Source organism: Caballeronia sp. LjRoot34, assembly GCF_964253815.1.
In the GTDB taxonomy this organism is placed as follows: domain Bacteria; phylum Pseudomonadota; class Gammaproteobacteria; order Burkholderiales; family Burkholderiaceae; genus Caballeronia.
In genome coordinates this window covers 1,196,216-1,217,045 of record NZ_CAXUSB020000001.1, presented here as the reverse complement: position 1 = coordinate 1,217,045, position 20,830 = coordinate 1,196,216, and the positions used below count along the sequence as shown (strand labels likewise).

The 20,830-nt window shown below is 60.4% G+C and carries 17 protein-coding genes; 10 read left to right on the top strand and 7 right to left on the bottom strand.

Going from position 1 to position 20,830, the window contains the following annotated elements; genetic code table 11:
* Window positions 1–10 precede the first annotated feature (10 nt).
* The 4 genes from ACSQ36_RS05375 to ACSQ36_RS05360 all read right to left on the bottom strand — a co-directional run bounded on the left by ACSQ36_RS05375 (window position 11) and on the right by ACSQ36_RS05360 (window position 5,582).
* Window positions 11–2,866, bottom strand: a complete 2,856-nt coding sequence (locus ACSQ36_RS05375) for a DUF4118 domain-containing protein (protein WP_436181149.1) — start codon at window positions 2,864–2,866, stop codon at window positions 11–13.
* A gap of 457 nt (window positions 2,867–3,323) precedes the next feature.
* The gene (locus ACSQ36_RS05370) at window positions 3,324–4,298 is read right to left on the bottom strand and encodes a quinone oxidoreductase family protein (protein WP_436181148.1); all 975 of its coding nucleotides are present in this window, start codon (window positions 4,296–4,298) and stop codon (window positions 3,324–3,326) included.
* A gap of 67 nt (window positions 4,299–4,365) precedes the next feature.
* A complete protein-coding gene (locus ACSQ36_RS05365; protein ID WP_213763445.1) occupies window positions 4,366–4,752 on the bottom strand; it encodes a methylglyoxal synthase in 387 nt (128 codons plus the stop codon).
* A 50-nt stretch (window positions 4,753–4,802) separates the two neighbouring features.
* Window positions 4,803–5,582 carry an SDR family oxidoreductase gene (locus ACSQ36_RS05360; RefSeq protein WP_436183098.1) on the bottom strand — a complete coding sequence of 260 codons (780 nt, stop codon included), beginning with the start codon at window positions 5,580–5,582 and terminating at the stop codon, window positions 4,803–4,805.
* A gap of 329 nt (window positions 5,583–5,911) precedes the next feature.
* Here ACSQ36_RS05360 and upp point away from each other — a divergent pair, with 329 nt between their 5' ends.
* From upp to rng, 9 genes are all read left to right on the top strand, one after another.
* Entirely contained in the window at window positions 5,912–6,565 is a 654-nt protein-coding gene (gene upp, locus ACSQ36_RS05355; protein WP_089160717.1) for a uracil phosphoribosyltransferase, read from the top strand.
* Window positions 6,566–7,001: 436 nt separating this feature from the next.
* Window positions 7,002–7,730, top strand: coding sequence for a YebC/PmpR family DNA-binding transcriptional regulator (locus tag ACSQ36_RS05350; RefSeq protein WP_436181147.1), 729 nt, complete (start codon window positions 7,002–7,004; stop codon window positions 7,728–7,730).
* A gap of 572 nt (window positions 7,731–8,302) precedes the next feature.
* A complete protein-coding gene (gene purD, locus ACSQ36_RS05345) occupies window positions 8,303–9,592 on the top strand; it encodes a phosphoribosylamine--glycine ligase (RefSeq protein ID WP_213763447.1) in 1,290 nt (429 codons plus the stop codon).
* Window positions 9,593–9,809: 217 nt separating this feature from the next.
* Complete coding sequence (gene hemF, locus ACSQ36_RS05340) at window positions 9,810–10,733, top strand: oxygen-dependent coproporphyrinogen oxidase (protein WP_436181146.1); 924 nt, start codon at window positions 9,810–9,812, stop codon at window positions 10,731–10,733.
* A gap of 57 nt (window positions 10,734–10,790) precedes the next feature.
* Complete coding sequence (locus ACSQ36_RS05335; protein ID WP_436183097.1) at window positions 10,791–11,516, top strand: nicotinate-nucleotide adenylyltransferase; 726 nt, start codon at window positions 10,791–10,793, stop codon at window positions 11,514–11,516.
* Between the two features lie 17 nt (window positions 11,517–11,533).
* On the top strand, window positions 11,534–11,974 hold the full coding sequence (rsfS, locus tag ACSQ36_RS05330; protein ID WP_089160712.1) for a ribosome silencing factor: 441 nt from the start codon (window positions 11,534–11,536) through the stop codon (window positions 11,972–11,974).
* Window positions 11,975–12,056: 82 nt separating this feature from the next.
* Window positions 12,057–12,527: a 23S rRNA (pseudouridine(1915)-N(3))-methyltransferase RlmH gene (gene rlmH / locus ACSQ36_RS05325; protein ID WP_213763450.1), complete on the top strand. Its 471-nt coding sequence runs from the start codon at window positions 12,057–12,059 to the stop codon at window positions 12,525–12,527.
* 74 nt (window positions 12,528–12,601) lie between these two features.
* The gene (locus ACSQ36_RS05320; RefSeq protein WP_436181145.1) at window positions 12,602–13,222 is read left to right on the top strand and encodes a Maf family protein; all 621 of its coding nucleotides are present in this window, start codon (window positions 12,602–12,604) and stop codon (window positions 13,220–13,222) included.
* Window positions 13,223–13,229: 7 nt separating this feature from the next.
* Window positions 13,230–14,699, top strand: a complete 1,470-nt coding sequence (gene rng, locus ACSQ36_RS05315; protein ID WP_213763452.1) for a ribonuclease G — start codon at window positions 13,230–13,232, stop codon at window positions 14,697–14,699.
* Between the two features lie 20 nt (window positions 14,700–14,719).
* Here the strand turns inward: rng and ACSQ36_RS05310 are convergent, their stop codons facing one another.
* From ACSQ36_RS05310 to ACSQ36_RS05300, 3 genes are all read right to left on the bottom strand, one after another.
* Complete coding sequence (locus ACSQ36_RS05310; RefSeq protein ID WP_436181144.1) at window positions 14,720–15,091, bottom strand: helix-turn-helix domain-containing protein; 372 nt, start codon at window positions 15,089–15,091, stop codon at window positions 14,720–14,722.
* Window positions 15,088–15,342, bottom strand: a complete 255-nt coding sequence (locus ACSQ36_RS05305; protein WP_436181143.1) for a type II toxin-antitoxin system RelE family toxin — start codon at window positions 15,340–15,342, stop codon at window positions 15,088–15,090. Before ACSQ36_RS05305 ends, ACSQ36_RS05310 begins: the two co-directional genes overlap by 4 nt.
* Window positions 15,343–15,409: 67 nt before the next feature.
* Entirely contained in the window at window positions 15,410–19,582 is a 4,173-nt protein-coding gene (locus tag ACSQ36_RS05300; RefSeq protein ID WP_436181142.1) for a CheR family methyltransferase, read from the bottom strand.
* A gap of 770 nt (window positions 19,583–20,352) precedes the next feature.
* Between ACSQ36_RS05300 and ACSQ36_RS05295 the strand changes: the two genes are divergently transcribed.
* Window positions 20,353–20,574: a hypothetical protein gene (locus ACSQ36_RS05295; protein ID WP_436181141.1), complete on the top strand. Its 222-nt coding sequence runs from the start codon at window positions 20,353–20,355 to the stop codon at window positions 20,572–20,574.
* Window positions 20,575–20,830: the final 256 nt, after the last annotated feature.

Here is a 20,830-nt window from a genome sequence, read left to right as displayed (position 1 = left end):
TAATGTGGCTTTAGGGGGCTTTAGGGTCCGACGGGGAGAAATCGACGAAGTCCTGTTCGGCTTCATCGGAGAAACTGGGCACGGGCGGCGCCGCATCCACGGGCAAGGTGAACCAGAAGCGCGCGCCCTGGACCTGGGGGTTCGGAAGACTCGCGTCCAGCCGGTTATTCGCGCCGATTGTACCGCCGTGCGCCTGCACGATCGCGCGGCAAATCGAGAGCCCGAGCCCGATGCCCGGCTTCGCCGACTCCTTCTCGCCACGCGTAAATTTCTCGAACACGCGGTCTTCCATATTCGCGGGCAAACCCGGACCGTTATCGTCAATATAAACACGCACGAACGGCTTGCCATTCACATCCAGGCTATCCGCGCCAATCACGAGCTTCGAGCCCGGCGGCGTATATTTCGCAGCGTTCTCGAGCAGGTTCGAGAAGAGCCGTTCCATCAGCACAGCATCGAGTTGCAGGAACGGCAGATCGGCGGGCAGACGCACCTCGACCGGGTGGCCGTTCAAGACGCGCCGACACGCCCGCAACGCCGCACCGACCGTCTCTTCCAGCAACGACCATTGCCGGTTCAGCCGCAGCCCCCCCGCCTGCAAACGCGCCATGTCCAGCAAGTTCGTGACAATGCTGGTCATGCGCAGCGATTCATCGTGGATCGCCGCGATCAATTCGGCATTGGCCGGCGAACGGGTGTCGCCGCGCGCTTCCGCGAGCATGGATGCAAAACCAACGATGGTCGTGAGCGGCGTACGCAAATCGTGCGAAATGGCGGACAGCAGCGAATTGCGCAGGCGCTCGGACTCCATGCTCACCAGCGCGTCGCGTGCAATCTCGACGTAATGCACCCGTTCGAGCGCCAGCGCGATCTGCGCGGCGAATGCATCGAGCATGCGCTTTTGTTCGGGGACATCGAGTTCGCCGGCGTTGCGCGTGACGACCGCGAGCACGCCGCGCGTACGCATCGGCGCCTTGAGCGGCAGATAAAGCGCGGTCGCAGCCGGCAGCGTATCCGTGCCACGGCCGGCCGGCTTCTGCTGGTCGTAGACCCATTGGCCAACATCAAGGTCAAGCGCGCTTGCATCGAGCAGCAACGCGGCCACTGACGTATCCGATGGATCGAGTTTCTGGCGGACTTTGTCGCTGGAATCGGGCAGGAGCATCGCGACTTTCGCGCGAAATACTTCGCTCACATGCCGCATACCGATACCCACGATCTGCTCGACACCAAGCGCCGCGCCGAGTTCGCCAGCCATTGCATACATCGCGCCCGTACGGCGCTCACGCTTGGACGCCACGCGCGCCTCGCGCCGCAAGCTCGACGTGAGGTGGCTGATCACCAGCGACGTCAGCAGCATGCCGGCGAAGGTCAGCAGGTATTGGGTGTCGGAGACGGACAGCGACATGCGCGGCGGCACGAAGAAGAAGTCGAAGGCCGCGACGCTCAGGAACGACAGCAGGACGCCCGGACCACGGCCAATACGCGCCGCTGCGTAAATCACGCCGATCAGATAAAACATCACGAGGTTCGTGAGATCGAAATGATTCCGGATCTGGCTCGCAAGCAGCGTGATGACCGCGCAGATCGCGATGGCGTACGCGTAGCCCCGCGGCGCCGAGCGCTGCTCGCGCGCGGCACTCAACGCGTCGTGCCAGTCAGGGGCAATCCCCTCTTCTTGCGACGACGACCCGCTTCGGTCATCCGAGCCGTTTGCTTCGCTCTGGTCGCTCTCCCTCGCTCGAATCAGCGTGAGATCGAGGTCGCCCGCGTGTTCCGCCAGCCGCTCGCCAAACGACCGTTGTAACCATCGTGCGAAACCGCGATGCTTCGATGCACCCGCCACCAGCTTCGACGCGTTGCGCGCCTGCGCATAGCCAATCATCGTCGCAACCGCATCCTCGCCGGCCAGCGTCACCGTCTCGGCGCCCAGTTCGGCGGCGAGCTTGAGCGCGGCGAGCGTGCGTTCGCGACGGGCATCGGAAAGTTTTTGCAGCCGTGGCGTTTCAACATACACCGCAATCCAGTCCGAGCGCAGGCTTGCCGCGAGCCTTGCCGCGGCGCGCACAAGCGTAGGCGCTTCCGGTCCTGGCCCAATGCACACCACCAACCGGTCGCGCGCCTGCCAAATCCTGTCGATAGAACGATCCGCGCGGTATTCGCGCATCTGGGCATCGACGCGATCCGCCGTGCGCCGCAGCGCCAGTTCACGCAGCGCGATCAGGTTACCCTTGCGAAAGAAATTGCGGACCGCGTGTTCCGCCTGCTGTGGCATGTAGACCTTGCCGTGGCGCAGCCGTTCCAGCAGCTCCTCGGGCGGAAGATCGACCAGCGTGACTTCATCGGCCTGATCCAGCACGCGATCCGGAACCGTCTCGAACACGCGGATCTGCGTGATCTGCCCGACGATGTCGTTCAGGCTTTCCAGATGCTGGACATTGACCGTGGTGTAGACGTCAATACCCGCGTCCAGCAATTCATGCACGTCTTGCCAGCGTTTCAGGTGACGTGCGCCAGGAACATTCGAATGAGCGAGTTCATCGACAAGTACAAGCTGCGGGTGGCGCTGAAGCGCGGCGTCGAGATCGAACTCCTGGAGCGCATGGCCGCGATACAGCATGTTCGCCAACGGCAGTTGTTCGAGGTCTTCCAGCAACGCGGCCGTTTCGCTTCTGCCATGCGTTTCCACTATGCCGGCGACTACGTCGTCGCCCTGCTGTTTCCTGCCCCGCGCCGCCAGTAGCATGGCGTAGGTCTTGCCCACTCCCGCCGATGCGCCGAAAAATATCTTCAGCCGTCCGCGACGACGCTTCTCTTCTTCTCTTTGCAGCTTTCCGAGCAGCTCGTCTGGGTTTGGGCGGTTCATTTTTTAGCTTTGCGGAGCAATCGCATCCGAGGCGAGGTTCGGTTTCTTTGGTTCGACATCAACATACTCACACGTGGCTTTCGCGGTATCACGAACCGGTACGTTTCGCGTCTCCTTTTTGCGTCTCCGGCATCGGGTCCGATAATCGGTTTGCTGCCGGGTATTTTCCCCAAGTATTGAACGATGGCCCGAACATTAAGCGCGCCGACGTAAAAGGCGGATCAAAGATCGAGATATGGACGTAAAAATTGTGTAAATGGGGCTGCGGAAGACCTTCGCAGCAAGGTTTTGTTGCGGTGGTCTTGCAGCGGGCATTTGAGTAACGCGGATCGCAAGACGGTCCCGTCCGATGCGTCACCCATTAATTATGCTAATTCGCATTCTTCGCCGTGCCCGCAATGGACGGCGCGACACGAAAGAACGCCGCGTCCGCCCCGTCCGTTTCCTCACGCTCTTATCAAGGCAGGAAAATTGTCGACCCCGTGGTTCGGCGCGCCTCCAGATCTTCGTGCGCCTTTGCCGCTTCGGCCAGCGGATACCGCTGCCGTACGCTCGTCTTGACCTGGCCTGTACTCAACACATTGAACAGTTCACCCGTCATCTCTTCGAGATCGCTGCGTTTGGCGACATAGCTGAACAACGTGGGCCGCGTGAAATACAGCGAACCACGCCCGGCGAACTCGGATGAATCGATGGGTGGCAACGGCCCCGATGTATTGCCGAAACTCACGAACAAACCCAACGGTGCGAGGCAGTCGAGCGATGCCGTGTAGGTGTCCTTGCCGATCGAATCGTAGACCACCGGCACGCCTGCGCCGTTCGTGATCTCGCGCACCCGCTTTGTGAAGTCCTCGCGGGTATAGACGATCGGATAATCACATCCGTGCGCCTTCGCAAGTTCGGCCTTCTCGTCCGAGCCAACCGTACCGATCACCGTCGCGCCGAGCGCCTTGGCCCACTGGCACGCGAGCATGCCTACGCCGCCCGCCGCCGCGTGGATCAGGATGGTATCGCCGGCTTTCACGCGATACGTCCGTCGCAGCAGATATTGCGCGGTCAGGCCCTGCAACATTACCGACGCCGCATCCTCGTACGCGATTGCATCGGGCAGGCGCACGACATACTGCCCCGACATGACCCGTTCCTGCGCATAAGCGCCCGGCGGCCGCGACGCGTAAGCCACCCGGTCGCCCACTTTGAAACCTGTCACGCCTTCGCCGAGCGCAGTGACCTCACCTGCCGCTTCCATGCCAAGTCCACCGGGCAGCGGCATGGGATATAGCCCGGTACGAAAGTACACGTCGATGAAATTCAAACCGACCGCATGATGTTTCACGCGAATCTCGCCCTTTCCCGGCTCGCCCACTTCGACGTCGACCCATTTCATCACTTCCGGGCCACCGGTTTTATCGAATCGAATTGCCTTTGTCACCCTTGTCTCCTTTTGCCGGCGCCAGCCGGCCACTAGTCACTATTCACTATTCACTATTCAGCGCGGCCTAAACCCGGTTCAGGCGTAGCTTCAGATCATCGAGAATCATGCGTGCGGTCGCGAGATTCGTCGCGCACGCCACGTTGTGGACGTCGCACGCGCGCACCAGCGCATTGATGTCCGGCTCGTGCGGTTGCGGCGTCATGGGGTCGCGCAAGAAAACCACCACGTCGACCCGTCCCTCTGCCAGTTCAGCGCCAATCTGCAAATCGCCGCCGAACGGTCCGGAGAGCTTGCGCTCGACCTCCAGACCATGGGCCGCCGCGATCCGCGCACCGGTCGTGCCGGTCGCCACCAGCCGGCACTGCGCCAGCGTGGCCGCGAATTCGCCGGCCAGCGCCACGATGTCATCTTTCTTCATGTCGTGCGCGATCAGCGCGACGCGTGGGTTCATCGAATGTCTCCGGGTTGTGATGGATTGTGATGTTTTATAGGATTCGACAATCAATACGTGCCCGGATAAGCCCCGCCGTCGATCAGCAGGTTTTGCCCCGTGATATAGCCGGCGTGGACGCTGCACAAATACGCGCACGCTCGGCCGAACTCCTCCGGCGTACCGAAGCGGCCCGCCGGCAGCCGGCTCATGCGGCGTTTCTTGGCCTCTTCAAACGAAATGTTGTTCGCCTTCGCGTCCGCCTCGAACGTGGTGATGAGCCGGTCGGTATCGAAAGAACCCGGCAGCAGGTTATTGATGGTGACACCGGTCGCCGCGACCTTGCGCGACAAACCCGCGACAAAACCCGTCAACCCTGAACGTGCACCGTTCGACAGACCCAGCACGTCGATAGGCGCCTTCACCGACGAACTCGTGATATTCACAATACGTCCAAAGCCACGCTCGATCATGCCGTCGAGCGTCTGTTTGATGAGTTCGATCGGCGTCAGCATGTTCGAATCAAGCGCCTTGATCCAGTCGTCGCGCGAAAATTGCCGGAAATCCCCCGGCGGCGGCCCACCGGCGTTGTTCACGAGAATGTCCGGCGCAGGACACGCGGCCAGCGCCGCGGCGTGGCCTTCGGCCGTGGTGATGTCACACGCCACCGCCGTCACATTCACGCCAAAGCTTGCACGAAGATGCTCGGCCGTGGCCTCAAGCGGTCCCGCCGTGCGCGCAACGATCACGAGGTTGACGCCCTCGGACGCCAGCGCCTCGGCACAACCGCGCCCCAAACCCTTGCTGGCCGCGCACACGAGCGCCGTGCGCCCCTTGATTCCCATATCCATTGCTGTCCCTTTCTGGTTGTCCGCGTTGAAACCGGGGGAAACGATTTCGATTAAAAGCGCGGTAATGAAGTCTTGAGCCGAATCCTGGTCCGCCATCCGTTCGTGCGAACCGCGTGATGCAATTCTAGAAGAATGAAGGATCGGACGTCGGACGCGCAATAAGCCGGATGGCCTATCACCCCCAATCTCCACTTTGAGCGCGCCTAATTTGGGTAAACTGGCGTCATTACTTGAGCCCAGCCATGCAAAACCGAAGCGGCTTCAGGACCGAACGAATCACCCGATTCACCCGAATCCACACTTAATGCCGCGGCAACCGCGCGAATTCCATGAAACAGGACAGCCGCTTTCCCAATCTCTTCATCCTCAGCCACCCGCTGATTCAGCACAAGCTGACGCACATGCGGGACAAGGACACGTCCACGCGAACGTTTCGCGAGTTGCTGCGCGAGATCACGTTGCTGATGGGTTATGAAATCACGCGCAACCTGCCGCTGACCACGAAGCGCGTTGAAACCCCGCTGGTCACCGTAGACTCGCCCGTGATCGCCGGCAAGAAGCTGGCTATCGTGCCGGTGCTGCGGGCCGGTATCGGCATGTCGGACGGGCTGCTGGACCTGATTCCATCGGCGCGGGTCGGCCATATCGGCGTGTATCGCGCGGAGGATCACCGGCCGGTCGAATATCTCGTGCGCCTGCCACCGGACCTGGAAGAGCGCGTGTTCATCCTGTGCGACCCAATGCTCGCAACCGGCTATTCGGCGGTCCATGCCGTGGACGTAATGAAACGGCGCAAGGTGCTCGGTGAAAACATCATCTTCGTGGCGCTGGTTGCGGCGCCCGAAGGCGTGAAGGTTTTCTCGGACGCCCATCCGGACGTGAAGCTGTACGTGGCTTCGCTCGACTCGCATTTGAACGAGCACGCGTATATCGTGCCGGGCCTGGGCGACGCAGGCGACCGGCTGTTTGGTACGAAGAACTAGCACAGAACCAAGCGCCAGCACGGGAACATGAAAGGACGTGCGCGCCGCTGGAGCAAGGCCAACGCCTGCCGAAGCAGCGCGCCATGATAAAATTCGGGTCCGCCAAATAAGCGGTTCGCGCATTGGGTTGGCTGGCGGGATTAGCAGGCAGGATTGGCTGACCGGATTAGCTAACATCAGTCGGCCGGCAGCGGGTTATGGGCGGATGTGTTGGTTCGAGTTCGCGAAATCGTGAATTTGCAGATTGTCGGCAACCGGCCCGGCCTCGTAGAACCGCCAACCAAGGCATGCGCCCTGCCGCGCCTTCCGATTTGAGCCCTGCAACCGTACGGCGCGAACATAAAAATGCCGGCTGGCGAAAAGCGCCTTTGCGGGATAGGGCGGCATCATTGACACACAGGCGTGCGAGAGAAGCTCGCGCGCGATGGAGAAAGGTATGGCGGGTCATTCAAAATGGGCCAACATCAAGCATAAGAAAGCGGCGACCGATGCCAAGCGAGGCAAGGTCTGGACGCGTCTTATCAAGGAAATTCAGGTCGCGGCCCGCATGGGCGGCGGAGAAATGGATACAAACCCGCGCCTGCGGCTCTCCGTCGAAAAGGCCTACGACGCCAACATGCCCAAGGACAACATCAACCGCGCTATCCAGCGCGGTGTGGGTGGTGTCGACGGTGCGACGTATGAAGAAATTCGCTACGAAGGCTACGGTATCGGCGGTGCGGCGATCATCGTGGACACCATGACGGACAACCGTACCCGGACCGTTGCGGAAGTCCGCCACGCGTTCTCGAAGTTCGGCGGCAACATGGGCACGGACGGCTCGGTGGCGTTCATGTTCGATCACGTCGGCCAGTTCCTGTTCGGTCCCGGCACGTCCGAAGACAAGCTGATGGAAGCGGCGCTCGAGGCAGGTGCGGACGACGTGGTGACGAATGACGACGGCAGCATTGAAGTAGTTTGCCCCGCCAACGACTTCCAGAAGGTGAAAGATTCACTGGAAGCTGCGGGGTTCAAGGCGGAAGTGGCGGAAATCATCATGAAGCCGCAGACGGAAGTCGAGTTCACCGGCGAGGACGCGGCGAAAATGCAGAAATTGCTCGACGCGCTGGAAAATCTGGACGACGTGCAAGAGGTGTACACCAACGCGGCCATCGACCAGGAATGATTGCCGGGTAAATGAGCCGGTCGGCCACAAAGCCGCCGCGACGGTTTGTCTGAACACCCGTGCGGCGCGGATGTGCCCGGTGTGGGACGTCCGAAGCCACTGTCCGTTTCTGGCTCGATTGGTGCATGTGGCGGTGGGTTCAGTCGTTTGTTTGAACAGCGGAGCCCGGACGCGTGCGCGCCGAATACGGTGGCCATGGGTAAATAAACCCGCCGGTTGGCGCGTTATGTGAAAGGCAAGCCGGCAGACCACGCCGGGCATGTTTCCAGCAATCCGACCCTGAAATGCAGGCTGGATATAGCCGTTGAGGTGGGCCGAACCTGGCCGGAAGCCGCGTTTGACAGCCAGGAAGTCGAGTGACGCAGCCGCGTGATGGCGCGAACCACTTCCACCGTCAATGCACCCGCCGAGGATTCGGCAGACGACCGGCCAAGATCCGGCGCATGACAAAGCAGATATCCGCGGATCAGGCGCGGTGGACCAATTTAAATCGGCTCGAATTGATAAAAATCGATTCGACCCAGGTCCACCCTCCTGCCGCCATGAATTTCTTAAGATCTTCGAGGATTTAAATGAAGTTACTCGTCGTCGGTTCCGGCGGTCGCGAACACGCGCTCGCGTGGAAACTCGCGCAGTCGCCGCGCGTGCAGATGGTTTATGTCGCGCCGGGTAACGGCGGAACGGCTCAGGACGAGCGTCTGCTCAATGTCGACATTACCGATCCCGCCGCACTCGCTGATTTCGTGGAGAAAGAGCAGATTGCGCTGACTGTGGTCGGCCCCGAAGGTCCGCTCGCGGCGGGTATCGTCAACCTGTTCCGCTCACGTGGCCTGAAAATTTTCGGCCCGACCAGGGAAGCCGCGCAACTCGAAAGCTCGAAGGACTTCGCGAAAGCGTTCATGAAGCGCCACGCTATTCCGACGGCCGAATACGAAACGTTCACGGACATAGCCGCTGCCCACGCGTATCTGGACACGAAGGGCGCGCCCATCGTCATCAAGGCCGACGGACTCGCGGCCGGCAAAGGCGTGGTCGTGGCAACGACGCTTGAAGAAGCGCACGCGGCGGTGGACTCCATGCTCGCCGACAACAAACTGGGCGACGCCGGTGCGCGCGTGGTGATCGAAGAATTCCTGGACGGCGAGGAAGCGAGCTTTATCGTGATGGTGGACGGCAAGCATGTGCTGGCACTGGCCTCGAGCCAGGACCACAAGCGCTTGCTCGACGGCGACAAGGGCCCGAACACCGGCGGCATGGGCGCTTATTCGCCCGCGCCCATCGTCACGCCGCAACTGCACGCCCGGGTCATGCGCGAAATCATCCTGCCGACCGTGCGTGGCATGGAGCAGGAAGGCATCCGCTACACCGGTTTCCTGTACGCGGGCCTGATGATCGACGCGCACGGCAATCCGAAAACGCTCGAATTCAATTGCCGGATGGGCGATCCGGAAACGCAACCGATCATGGCGCGCTTGAAGGGCGATTTCTCGAAGGTAGTGGAACTGGCGATCGCCGGGACACTGGCGACGGCGGAGATCGAGTGGGACCGGCGCACAGCGCTTGGCGTCGTGCTGGCCGCGCACAACTACCCGGACACGCCGCGCAAGGGTGACCGGATCAATGGCATTCCTCCGGAGACGCCGGAAGCCGTGACTTTCCACGCAGGCACCACGCTGGAAAACGGCAAGCTCAGTACATCGGGCGGACGCGTGTTGTGCGTCGTGGGTTTATCCGACTCGGTACGTGGCGCGCAGTCCGTCGTCTACGATACGATCAATCAAATCGCGTTCGACGGCATGCAGTATCGGCGAGACATTGGTTATCGCGCATTGAATCGTAAAGCGGCCGACCGCCAGAGCTGAAGCGGAACCGGTGTTAAGGTAGCCGGAAGCAAGGTGACCGGAAACCGTCATTAGAAACCGTCGCCGGAAACGCAGCACATTGAGCAACGCACTGCCGGACCTTCGCGTCCGGCAGTGCGTTTTTAGAAGGAACGCGCACAGGACGAGGCAACTTTGGGCCAATCCAAGGTTCGCCCCACTCCGGGCTCTTTCCCCGCAAGCCGTAAAACAGTCCACGATGACCGCTCCAACCTACGACGTACAAGCTGTCCGCACTTATCTGACCGGTTTGCAAGAGCAGATCGCGCAGACGCTTGGCGCGTTCGACGGCCATGAATTCCTCATCGATTCCTGGCAGCGTGGCCCGGAAGAACGGTTGCGCGGAGGCGGCAGCACACGGATTCTCGAAGGCGGCCAGTTTTTCGAACGCGGCGGCATCGGTTTCTCCGATGTATCCGGTGACGCTTTGCCGCCCTCGGCGAGCGCCGCGCGTCCACAACTTGCCGGGCGTGGTTTCGAGGCCATGGGCGTGTCGCTTGTCATGCATCCGCGCAATCCGCACTGCCCTACCGTGCACATGAACGTGCGCCTGCTGATCGCGACAAAAGCGGGTGAGCCCCCGCTGTTCTGGTTCGGCGGCGGCATGGACCTCACGCCTTATTACGGCTACGAGGAAGACGCGCGGCATTTTCACGGCATATGCCGCGACGCGCTGGCGCCCTTCGGTACAGATCTGTACCCGCGTTTCAAGAAATGGTGTGACGAGTATTTTTATCTCAAACATCGCAATGAAGCGCGTGGGGTCGGCGGGATTTTCTTCGACGACGTCTCGGAACCCGGCTTCGACGAATCGTTCGCCATGATGCGCAGTGTCGGCGACAGCTTCCTGGCCGCGTATCTGCCGATCATCGAACGCCGTCGTGACACGCCTTACGGCGAAGCGCAGCGGGAATTCCAGACCTACCGGCGTGGCCGTTACGTGGAATTCAACCTCGTCTTCGACCGCGGTACGTTGTTCGGGCTGCAAAGTGGCGGCCGGACAGAATCCATCCTGATGTCGATGCCGCCGGCCGTCACGTGGCGCTACGACTGGAAGCCGGAGCCGGGCACGCCCGAAGCGCGGCTTTACTCCGATTTCCTGGTGCCACGAGAGTGGCTATAAAAGAACTGCGAAAGAAGCCGCAAGAAGGCTGCAGACTATGAGACCTGATCGCTGCACCTGTTGCAATCTGTCCCCGAAGAGGATCGTCCACTGAAATCGAACCTCCCTTGCGCTCGACGCGTCGGTTTGCTGGGCGGCACGTTCGACCCGATTCACGACGCTCATCTGGCCCTTGCGCGCCGTTTCGCCGAGTTGCTCGACCTGACCGAACTCGTGCTGTTGCCGGCCGGCCAGCCGTGGCAGAAAAAGGATGTAACCGCGGCGCATCACCGGCTTGCCATGACCCGCGCGGCGGCGGATTCGCTGCATGCGGAAGGGTTGCAAGTCATCGTCGCCACCGATGAAATCGACCACGACGGCCCGACCTATACCGTGGAGACGCTGGCTCGCTGGCGTGCCCGGGAAGGTGCGGACGCGTCGCTGTCACTTTTGATCGGCGCCGACCAGCTCGTGCATCTGGATTCATGGCGCGACTGGAAACGCCTGTTCGAGTTTGCGCACGTGTGCGTGGAAACCCGCGCCGGATTTAATGTCTCAACGGTTTCTCCCGCCGTAGCCGCGGAGATTGCCGCGCGCAGCGCCCCGGCTGAAGTGCTGCAAGCCACGCCGCACGGTCATCTGCTGATTGATTCCGCGCTGGAGCTGGAAGTATCGGCAACGGAGATCCGTGAGCAGTTGGGAGAAAGCCTGCGGGCGCACGCGGTGGGTGAGAGGGACGCCGAGAGTCATGTACCGTCCGCCGTATGGGACTATATTGTTCAACACCACTTGTATCATCGGTAAAAACCATCGGTAAAAATATGGAAATCACAAAGCTTCAACGCGCGATCATCGACGGTCTCGAAGACGTCAAGGCGCAGGACATCAAGGTGTTCAACACCACCCACCTGACCGCCCTCTTCGACCGTGTCATCGTCGCGAGCGGCACGTCGAATCGTCAGACCAAGGCGCTCGCCAACAGCGTGCGCGACAAGGTCAAGGGGCTGGGCGGCGACGTCATCAGCACCGAAGGCGAAGAGGTCGGCGAGTGGGTGCTGGTCGATTGCGGCGACGCCGTCGTCCATATCCTGCAACCGGCGCTGCGCCAGTACTACAACCTCGAAGAGGTCTGGGGCGACAAACCCGTGCGGGTGAAACTGCAAAGCTCGGGTGGCTTCAGCGGCGCCCAGGTGAGCGTGTCGGACGACGAAGAAGACGACGAGCCGGCAGCCAAGCCAGCTCGCAAGACCACGCGCCGCTGACGCTGGCCGCACCCGTACGTCGCGCTGCCCGTCAAGGTAAAAGCGCGGACGTAGTGCGGGTGAAGCGCTTTGCACTGTCGCCATGAAACTTCATATCCTCGCGGTCGGCCACAAGATGCCCGACTGGATCGCGACCGGCTTCGACGAGTATGCGAAACGCATGCCGCCCGAGCTGCGCGTCGAGTTGCGTGAGATCAAGCCCGAACAGCGTTCATCGGGACGTAACGCCGAGAGCGTGATGGCTGCCGAACGCCTGCGAATCGAGGCGGCGCTGCCCAAGAATGCGCGGCTTGTCGCGCTCGATGAACGCGGCCGTGACTGGACCACCATGCAACTCGCCGGCGCATTGCCGGACTGGCAGCAGGAAGGCCGTGACGTGGCGTTCGTGATCGGCGGCGCCGACGGTCTCGACCCGCAGGTCAAGGCGCGTGCCGAAGTCCTGCTGCGTGTTTCAAGTCTCACGCTGCCGCACGGCATGGTCCGCGTGCTGCTGGCCGAACAGCTTTATCGCGCGTGGAGCATCACGCAAAATCATCCCTATCATCGCGCGTAACGTATGAGGTGTGGCATCGGGCGTTGAACAACCACGCTTGGGGCTACGGCGCGTGACCTTCAATATCCGCGAACATGCCATCGTCCAGCTTCCCTTTTGTTTATCTCGCGTCGCAAAGTCCCCGGCGGCAAGAACTGTTACAGCAACTCGGCGTGCGCTTCGAGTTGTTGCTGCCGCGTCCCGATGAAGACGCCGAAGCGCTCGAAGCCGAGTTGCCCGGTGAGGCGGCCGACGTCTATGTACTGCGTGTTTGCGCAGCAAAGGCGCAAGCGGCCTACGCTCGCCGCCAGAAGGGCGCACATCGTGCGGCACCCATTCTGGTGGCCGATACAACCGTCACCCTCGATGGCGCGATCATGGGCAAGCCCGACAACGCGGACCATGCCGTCGCAATGCTCGAACGGCTATCCGGACGCGATCACGAGGTGCTGACAGCGCTTGCCGTGGTCGATGCAGACGGCGTTCTGCTCACGCCTGTTCTGTCGCGTTCGCTCGTGCGGTTCGCCGCTGTCGAACGTGCTGCACTGCAGCGTTACGCGGCCACGGGCGAACCGCTCGGAAAGGCCGGTGCATATGGCGTTCAGGGACGCGCCGCGGCGTTTATCGAACGGATCGAGGGGTCCTATTCGGGTATCATGGGCCTGCCTCTTTTCGAAACAGCAGCACTCCTGCGCGTGGCGCGCGTTGACTTCTAAACAGTCCATGAACGAAGAAATCCTGATCAACGTCACACCGCAGGAAACCCGCGTTGCCCTCGTTCAGCAAGGCGCGGTGCAAGAGCTGCACGTCGAGCGCACGTTGTCGCGCGGACGGGTAGGCAATGTCTATCTCGGCAAGGTCGTGCGCGTGCTGCCTGGCATGCAGTCGGCCTTTATCGATATCGGGCTCGAACGTGCGGCGTTCCTGCACGTGGCGGATATCTGGCATCCGCGTATTGCCGGCGAAACGCATTCGAACGCGCCGCATACGCCGATCGAGAAGATCGTGTTCGAAGGCCAGGCGCTGATGGTGCAGGTGGTCAAGGATCCTATCGGCACCAAGGGCGCGCGGCTTTCCACGCAGGTGAGTATCGCGGGGCGAACACTGGTCTATCTGCCGCAGGAGCCGCATATCGGGATCTCGCAGAAGATTGCCAGCGAGGCTGAACGCGAGGCCATCCGGGCACGGCTCACGGCTGTTCTTCCCGTTGACGAAAAAGGCGGCTACATCGTCCGGACGATTGCGGAAGATGCGTCGAGTGAAGAGCTTGCGGCCGATGTCGCTTATTTGCGCAAGACATGGGCGACGATTGTCGCGCAATCGACGCGGGTAGCGCCGACCTCGCTGCTGCATCAGGATCTCAATCTTGCACAGCGCGTGTTACGCGATTTCGTCAACGACGAGACTTCGCGTATTCAGGTCGATTCGCGCGAGACGTACCAGATGCTGGCCGACTTCGCGATCGAGTTCACGCCGGCTGTGGCTTCCCGTGTGCATCACTATGCGGGCGAGCGGCCGCTATATGACCTGTACAACATTGAAGCCGAGATTCAGCGCGCGTTGTCACGCCGGGTCGACTTGAAGTCGGGCGGTTATCTGATGATCGACCAGACCGAAGCAATGACCACCATCGACGTGAATACGGGCGGTTATGTAGGTGCGCGTAATTTCGACGATACGATCTTCAAAACCAATCTCGAAGCAGCGCACACCATTGCACGGCAACTGCGGTTGCGCAATCTGGGCGGGATCATCATTATCGATTTCATCGACATGGAAAACGTCGAGCATCGCGATCAGGTCCTTGGCGAATTGAAGAAGGCGTTATCGCGAGACCGGACGCGGGTGACGGTGAACGGGTTTTCTCAGTTGGGGCTGGTTGAGATGACACGCAAGCGCACGCGTGAATCGCTCGCGCATGTGTTGTGCGAGCCGTGTCCGACCTGCGATGGCAAAGGCCAGGTGAAGACGCCGCGCACCGTGTGTTACGACGTGCTGCGCGAGATCATGCGCGAGTCGCGTCAGTTCAATCCGCGCGAGTTTCGCGTGGTGGCGTCGCAGCAGGTGATCGATTTGTTTCTCGAGGAAGAGTCGCAACATCTGGCGATGTTGATGGACTTTATTGGCAAGCCGGTTTCGCTTCAGGTGGAGTCGAATCTGAGTCAGGAGCAATACGATATTGTTTTGATGTAGGAACTCGACGGGACAAAACACTACGGCTGCGCAAGGATATCCACGGGCACAGCGAGCGCCTTGGCTATAGCAGCAAGTTTTTTGAACGTGCCGTTTCGCTTCCCACTTTCGATCTGGCTCAAATACGGCTTGCTAATGCCGGATGCTTCGCTCAACGCATCCTGAGTGAGATTGCGATATTCGCGCCAGGCGCGTATTGGGTGTGCGCCGGCCAACTCAGCATCGAGCACAGCGACTGGCACGTGGAAACCATCGTCGGCTGCTTTCGCTTGATCAAAAAGCGCTTCGTCATCGAGATCCTCGATCAACGGCGCGACGCGGTTCCAGATTTCGATAGGCACGATCGCGAATTCAGCGCGACCGTCGCGCTCGATAAATTGAATGGCAGTCATTCGTAAGCCCCTCCTCGAGGTCTGACGGCAAGCACCAGGATCACCAGTTTGCCATCGTTGATTTCAAACAAAACACGCCAGTCACCAACACGTAACCGATAGCCATCGCGTCCGGTTAACTTCTTCACATTGGCAGCCGAGTACGGATCGTTCGCAAGCAGCTTTATCTTTGCCTGGATCGTGGCACCGACGTTACGCGGCATTGTTTTGAGTACTTTGGCAGCGTCTTTGGTGTATTCGATCGTGTACATGACCAATGTTAGCATAATGCTAACAAATTGCAAACAACAGCCGTCCTGGATTGGCACAAGCCCCCCCTCACTTCCGCAAACTCCGGGCAATCGCCGCGACCAGTCCCTTCAACGATACCGGCTTGCTCAAATGACCGTCAAACCCGGCATCGAGCGCGCGGGCGACATCCTGTTCGCGGCCAAACCCGGTGAGCGCCAGCGCAGGCAGCCGCGCGGTCCGCGGTGTCTTTCGCATTTGCCGAATCATCTGGTAGCCGTTCATGGCCGGCATGCCGATATCGGACAGCACCACATCGAACTCCTGCTGCGCCGCCGCTTCAAGCGCCTGCTCGGCGCTCGGCTCGGCACGCACCTGCGCCCCCTCCATTTCAAGCAGCGTACGAAACGCCTCTAACGCTTCGATGGAGTCATCGACAAGCAATACGCGCAGACCCTTCAAGATGCCCGGATCAACGGTTTCACGCGGTGTTTCCATCGGCGGCGACGGCGCGTTCTCCGGCAGCCACAGCCGGAAGCGCGCCCCTTGTCCCTGCCCCGCCGACTCCACTTCAATACGCCCGCCGTGCAACTCCGCGAGTTGCTTCACAAGCGACAACCCGATCCCAAGGCCACCTCGATCACGACGGCCGCCGCCATCGGCCTGGCTGAACATCTCGAAGATACGGGGCAGGAAGCCGGGATCGATACCCTGCCCCGTATCCTCCACCTCGACACAAACAAACCCGCCTTGCCGCGATAACGCGATCCTCACCCGCCCGCCATGCGGCGTGAACTTCAGCGCGTTGCGCACGAGATTCCAGACCATCTGCTCGACGCGCTCGGCATCGGCACGAATCATCACAGCGGCATCGGCGCCCGCTACCGACAACTCGATATCCCCCGCCCGCGCATCCGCCGCGCTCGCAGCCACCACCGCTTGCAGCACGGACGCGACCTCCACCGGCGCGAACCGGAGCGCAAGCTTGCCGGTACGTACACGCGACAGGTCGAGCAAGTCGTCGATGATCCTGGCCTGCCCCGCCACCGCGCGCTGGATGGCATCGGCGGCGTCCTGCACGCTTGGGATGTCCCGCACATCAGGCATGCGCGTGAGCAATTCGGCCTTCACGTGAATCAGGTTGAGCGGGTTTTTGAGCTCATGCGACAACACGGAAAAGAACTCGTCCTTTAACCGGTCCGCCGCTTCGGACTGCGCACGAATCGCGCGCTCCAGCGTGAGTGAAAGTTGCTTCTGGCTCTCGACGCCGGTCTTGTTGGTGACATCGCGAGCGATCTTCGCGTAACCGCGGAACTGATCGGATTCGATCGGCGTGGTGACGCCGCTGCAATAGATTTCGGTGCCGTCGGAGCGCACGTGCCAGCGCTCGTCTTCGGCACGTCCGGCCTGAGTGGCGCGTTGCCGCTCGCGCAAAGGCACGCGCGCTTCACGGTCACCGGGAAGAAAGATGAGATCAAGCGGCTGGCCTCGCACTACGCTCTCCGCATGGCCAAAAATGCGTTGCGCGCCGCCGTTCCACGTGACGATCAACCCGTCCATGTCCAGCACGATGATCGCGTAGTCGTTCGTGGTAACCGCCGCCAGCCGCAAGCGTTCTTCACTGCTGCGCGCCGCCGCTTCGGCCGCCCGGCGCGCCGTGATGTCGATCAGCGTGATGACCGCTCCATCAATCTGATCGTCCGCCGTGCGATACGGCAGCACGCGCGCAAGAAACCATTCGCCACGATTCGTGCGGATCTCGCGCTCGGTGAGCGTGAGGGTGTCGAAGGCCGCGTGTGCATCGTCGGCCATTTGTGGATAGTCGAGCCGATGCGTGAGATCCAGCAACGGCCGCCCGATGTCCGACGCAATCAGCTTGAAGAGCTCGACCGCCGGCGGCGTATATCGCTTGATACGCATCTCGCGGTCGACGAACACCGTTGGAATGCCGGTTGACGAGATCAGGTTGCGCAGATCGTCGTTGGCCTTGGCTGTTTCGGCGACGGTGTCCGAGAGTTCGAGATTCACCGTGACCAGTTCGTCATTAACCGACTGCAGTGCTTCCTTGCCCGCTTCCAGTTCCTCGCTGGTCGAGCGCAGTTCTTCGTTGATCGCCTGCAATTCTTCATTCGACGCCATCAACTCCTCGGCGGACACGCTGGCGCCTTCCGTCAACGACTCCATTTGCGTCTGCGCACGATGCAGGTCATGTTCGAGATCGATGAGTTTGTCGGTATCGGTATCGGCTTGGGCTTTGTTCGCGGGGGCGTCCTGTTGCGCGGCAACCTCGTTCTCGATTTCGTCGAAGAACACGACAATCACGTCTTCGCCACTGCCGTCGTCCTTGAACAATCGTGCCGATATATTGACGAACGAGAGCGTCTCGCCGCGCGAAAAACGCACGCGCCGCGACACGACGCTGTCCCCGTCGCGCAATACGCGATGCAGCGCGCTCCGCAACTCCGCGCGCAACTCCGGGTTGACGAGCGTGAGCAGATTCCGCGAGGGTTCTCCGCTGACGTACTGCAGGAAGCGCCCGGCGTGGTCGGACATATGCAGGATCACGCCATCGCGATCCACGGTCACGTTAGGCGGCGCATAACGCTCGAATACACGCTGACGCAGCGCCGCCAGCGACGCGGGCGTTCCATGCCCCAGACCGGGCCGCCTGGGGATATCGAAAATCGCGGGGCGGATCAGCGGCAGCGGCGGCGTAGCACGCGTACCAACGCGTTTCGACTGGTAAATGCGGTTGCGCTTGTCCACTTGCTCGAACAGGTCGCTCGCAATCTCGATGGATTCTGCGCCGCCGAGAAACAAGAATCCGCCCGGCCGCAGCGCAAAGTGAAGCGTCTCCAGGACCCGGTGCTGAACGGTTCTATCGAGGTAGATGAGCAGGTTGCGGCACGAGATCAGATCCATTCCCGAAAACGGCGGATCGCTCAGGATGTTGTGGACAGCGAACACCACCCTCTGGCGCAATTCCTTGCTCACCTGGTAACGGCCGCCGGGCTTCACAAAAAACCGGCTCAGGCGCTCGGCTGATACGTCCGCCACGATCGATCCGGCATAAACGCCCGCACGCGCCGTCTCGATCGCGCTCGCGTCGACATCCGTAGCGAACACCTGGATCAGCGGAAATTTGCCGTGGGCCGGCCCGTGCTCGCTCAGCAGCATCGCCAGCGAATAAGCCTCCTCCCCCGTCGAGCACCCCGCCGACCACGCGCGCACCGGCTCGTCGAGCGGGCGCGCTGCGAAGAGGTTCGCCACCACCCGCTGCTCCAGGGCATCGAACGATTTGCGGTCGCGGAAAAAATTCGTCACGCCGATCAGCATGTCCTTCAGAAGTGCCGTCGTTTCCTCAGGATGCATTTCGATAAACCGCTTGTACCCGGCCAGATCGGCTACGCCGTTCACTTGCAGCCGCCGTTCGATGCGCCGCATCACCGTCCCGCGCTTGTAGTGCCGGAAGTCGTGGCCCGTGCGGATGCGCAGGATGCTCAGCAATGCCTGAAGCACGTCGATATCGGCGTTCGGGACGGCTGGCTCAATGCCAGATTCAATGCCGGGTTCAATGCCGGGCTCGTTTAGCGGCGAGTCGTCAGCGGCGTGCAAGGCTTTCATCGCGTGGGCGTTGTCGCGCAGCTCGATGAGGCGGGCGGGCATCCGCTCGACGGACAGCACGATATCGACGAATCCGGTTGCCAGCGCATTGCGCGGCATCTCGTCGTATTCCGCGTCCATCGGGTCCTGCACGATGTTTATGCCGTTCTGCTCCTTGATCCGCGCAATGCCCATCGAGCCGTCGCTGCCCATCCCCGAGAGGATGATGCTGATCGAGCGTGCCCGGTGCGCGTCCGCCAGACTCCGGAAGAACAGGTCGATCGCGACTGGCCGGCGTCGCGATGGGTCGCTCGGGACGACATGAAGACAACCGTCCGCGAGCGATAAATCGTTCGACGGTGAAATCAGGTAGACCGTGTTCTTTTCGATCGGCGTGGTGCCGAAGACCTGCACGACCGGCATGGAGACCGAGCGTTGCAGCACTTCGTCGACATGGCTCGCGTGATTCGGCGATACATGCAGCACGGCGACGAATGCCATGCCGCCGTCCGCCGGCATACCCTGGAGCAGCCGAATCAACGCCTGGATTCCGCCCGCCGACGCGCCAATGCCGACAATCGGGAAATCGAGTGAATGGGGATTCGGCAAGGATTCCGAGGGCGAAATGATCCGGGCACCGGGCTGTTTTCTAATGGTCAATGGAGGCTCCTTTCGAGCATTTGCAAACCTCCCGGTTCACCGGGTTAAAAAGTGATTTGCAAGCTTGCTTCCTGGGCCATCCGCGCCGGGAGTCCATCCGTCTCGCGAGATAGAAACAGGTTAATAACAACGTTATTGCCGTCAGCTTTATTTCAACGATACTAACCCGTATCGGACAATCCGGAGAGAAGATTCTGATTAATCACGTTATTTCTTCTACGAAGTATTTGTTGAACTTTGCGAAACGCCGAGGCCCCGATTCGGTACAAAATGATTATTGATGACAATGGCCAATGGCGATCCATCGGTAGATTTTATCGAAAAAATGCCGCAATGATTTAGATCGGCAACAGTGACATATTCCGATTTAATGCCAATTAGCACGTACGGTCGGTTTATCGTTTGCGTCAGATCCGCTCACGTTTATGCCGCGAACAAACGTAACGTGGCATGCCGTAACGTCGTAACGGCGGTGATGCGCATGATCGCCACTCAATGGTTTCCGGCTATTTCCAGTTGCCCGCCAAACGTTACCAGTGAAGGGCCGGTAGCGTTTCCCTGAACGAGGCGAAGTATGGCATGAGTCATGCGTGAGACCTTATAAGCCGGGCATTGACCAGTGCACGGGCGCAGCGGCTCTTATTCAATTTGTCAGGGCCTGATTTTAATCAAGCACCATGTCTTGCCGCCTGTTACAACGCATATAAAAGCGTCGAACCGGATGGCAATAACCAGCGACCGCAAAAATGACGGCGCTACCGGGGAACATAATGAATCATCTACTCATAGAAACCGATCTTGCGCATCTGGAACAGATAATCAACCGGATTGCATCACGTCACGGGTTGTCTTTATCATATTGGCGAACCCGTGTTGATTCGGTATTATCAATGAGCCTCATGCCGACGCAACGCAAGCGCATAGGCCATATAGAAGCCGTCATCTCGATGCTGGAGAAAACGGCCTCGGACAAGACCTCCCAGTTTGGTTGATGATTGATGGCTGAGCAAGGTTCGACGGGCCGCCCCAATGGCCTGTCGACAATGAGTTATCCAGATCGACTCATCTTGAACCTGATCGTGCCATAACAACCGCCATCAAATATCACATCTAATAATAGCTCATGCTTTAAATGCATAGTCTTATTGTCTTTCAATATAAAATAATGATGAAAATTACCGCGATCGGCGAAATTCACGCTGAAAACGTGAGCTAAAAGAGCTTCTTTCTAATAATGCTGGACACGAT

Coding starts and splice junctions, on each gene's coding strand:
- ACSQ36_RS05375 (WP_436181149.1), bottom strand. CDS start 2,866: ATGAACCGCCCAAACCCAGACGAGCTGCTCGGAAAGCTGCAAAGAGAA.
- ACSQ36_RS05360 (WP_436183098.1), bottom strand. CDS start 5,582: ATGGATATGGGAATCAAGGGGCGCACGGCGCTCGTGTGCGCGGCCAGC.
- ACSQ36_RS05320 (WP_436181145.1), top strand. CDS start 12,602: ATGCCATCGTCCAGCTTCCCTTTTGTTTATCTCGCGTCGCAAAGTCCC.
- rlmH (WP_213763450.1), top strand. CDS start 12,057: ATGAAACTTCATATCCTCGCGGTCGGCCACAAGATGCCCGACTGGATC.
- purD (WP_213763447.1), top strand. CDS start 8,303: ATGAAGTTACTCGTCGTCGGTTCCGGCGGTCGCGAACACGCGCTCGCG.
- ACSQ36_RS05295 (WP_436181141.1), top strand. CDS start 20,353: ATGAATCATCTACTCATAGAAACCGATCTTGCGCATCTGGAACAGATA.
- upp (WP_089160717.1), top strand. CDS start 5,912: ATGAAACAGGACAGCCGCTTTCCCAATCTCTTCATCCTCAGCCACCCG.
- ACSQ36_RS05305 (WP_436181143.1), bottom strand. CDS start 15,342: ATGTACACGATCGAATACACCAAAGACGCTGCCAAAGTACTCAAAACA.
- rsfS (WP_089160712.1), top strand. CDS start 11,534: ATGGAAATCACAAAGCTTCAACGCGCGATCATCGACGGTCTCGAAGAC.
- rng (WP_213763452.1), top strand. CDS start 13,230: ATGAACGAAGAAATCCTGATCAACGTCACACCGCAGGAAACCCGCGTT.
- ACSQ36_RS05310 (WP_436181144.1), bottom strand. CDS start 15,091: ATGACTGCCATTCAATTTATCGAGCGCGACGGTCGCGCTGAATTCGCG.
- hemF (WP_436181146.1), top strand. CDS start 9,810: ATGACCGCTCCAACCTACGACGTACAAGCTGTCCGCACTTATCTGACC.
- ACSQ36_RS05365 (WP_213763445.1), bottom strand. CDS start 4,752: ATGAACCCACGCGTCGCGCTGATCGCGCACGACATGAAGAAAGATGAC.
- ACSQ36_RS05350 (WP_436181147.1), top strand. CDS start 7,002: ATGGCGGGTCATTCAAAATGGGCCAACATCAAGCATAAGAAAGCGGCG.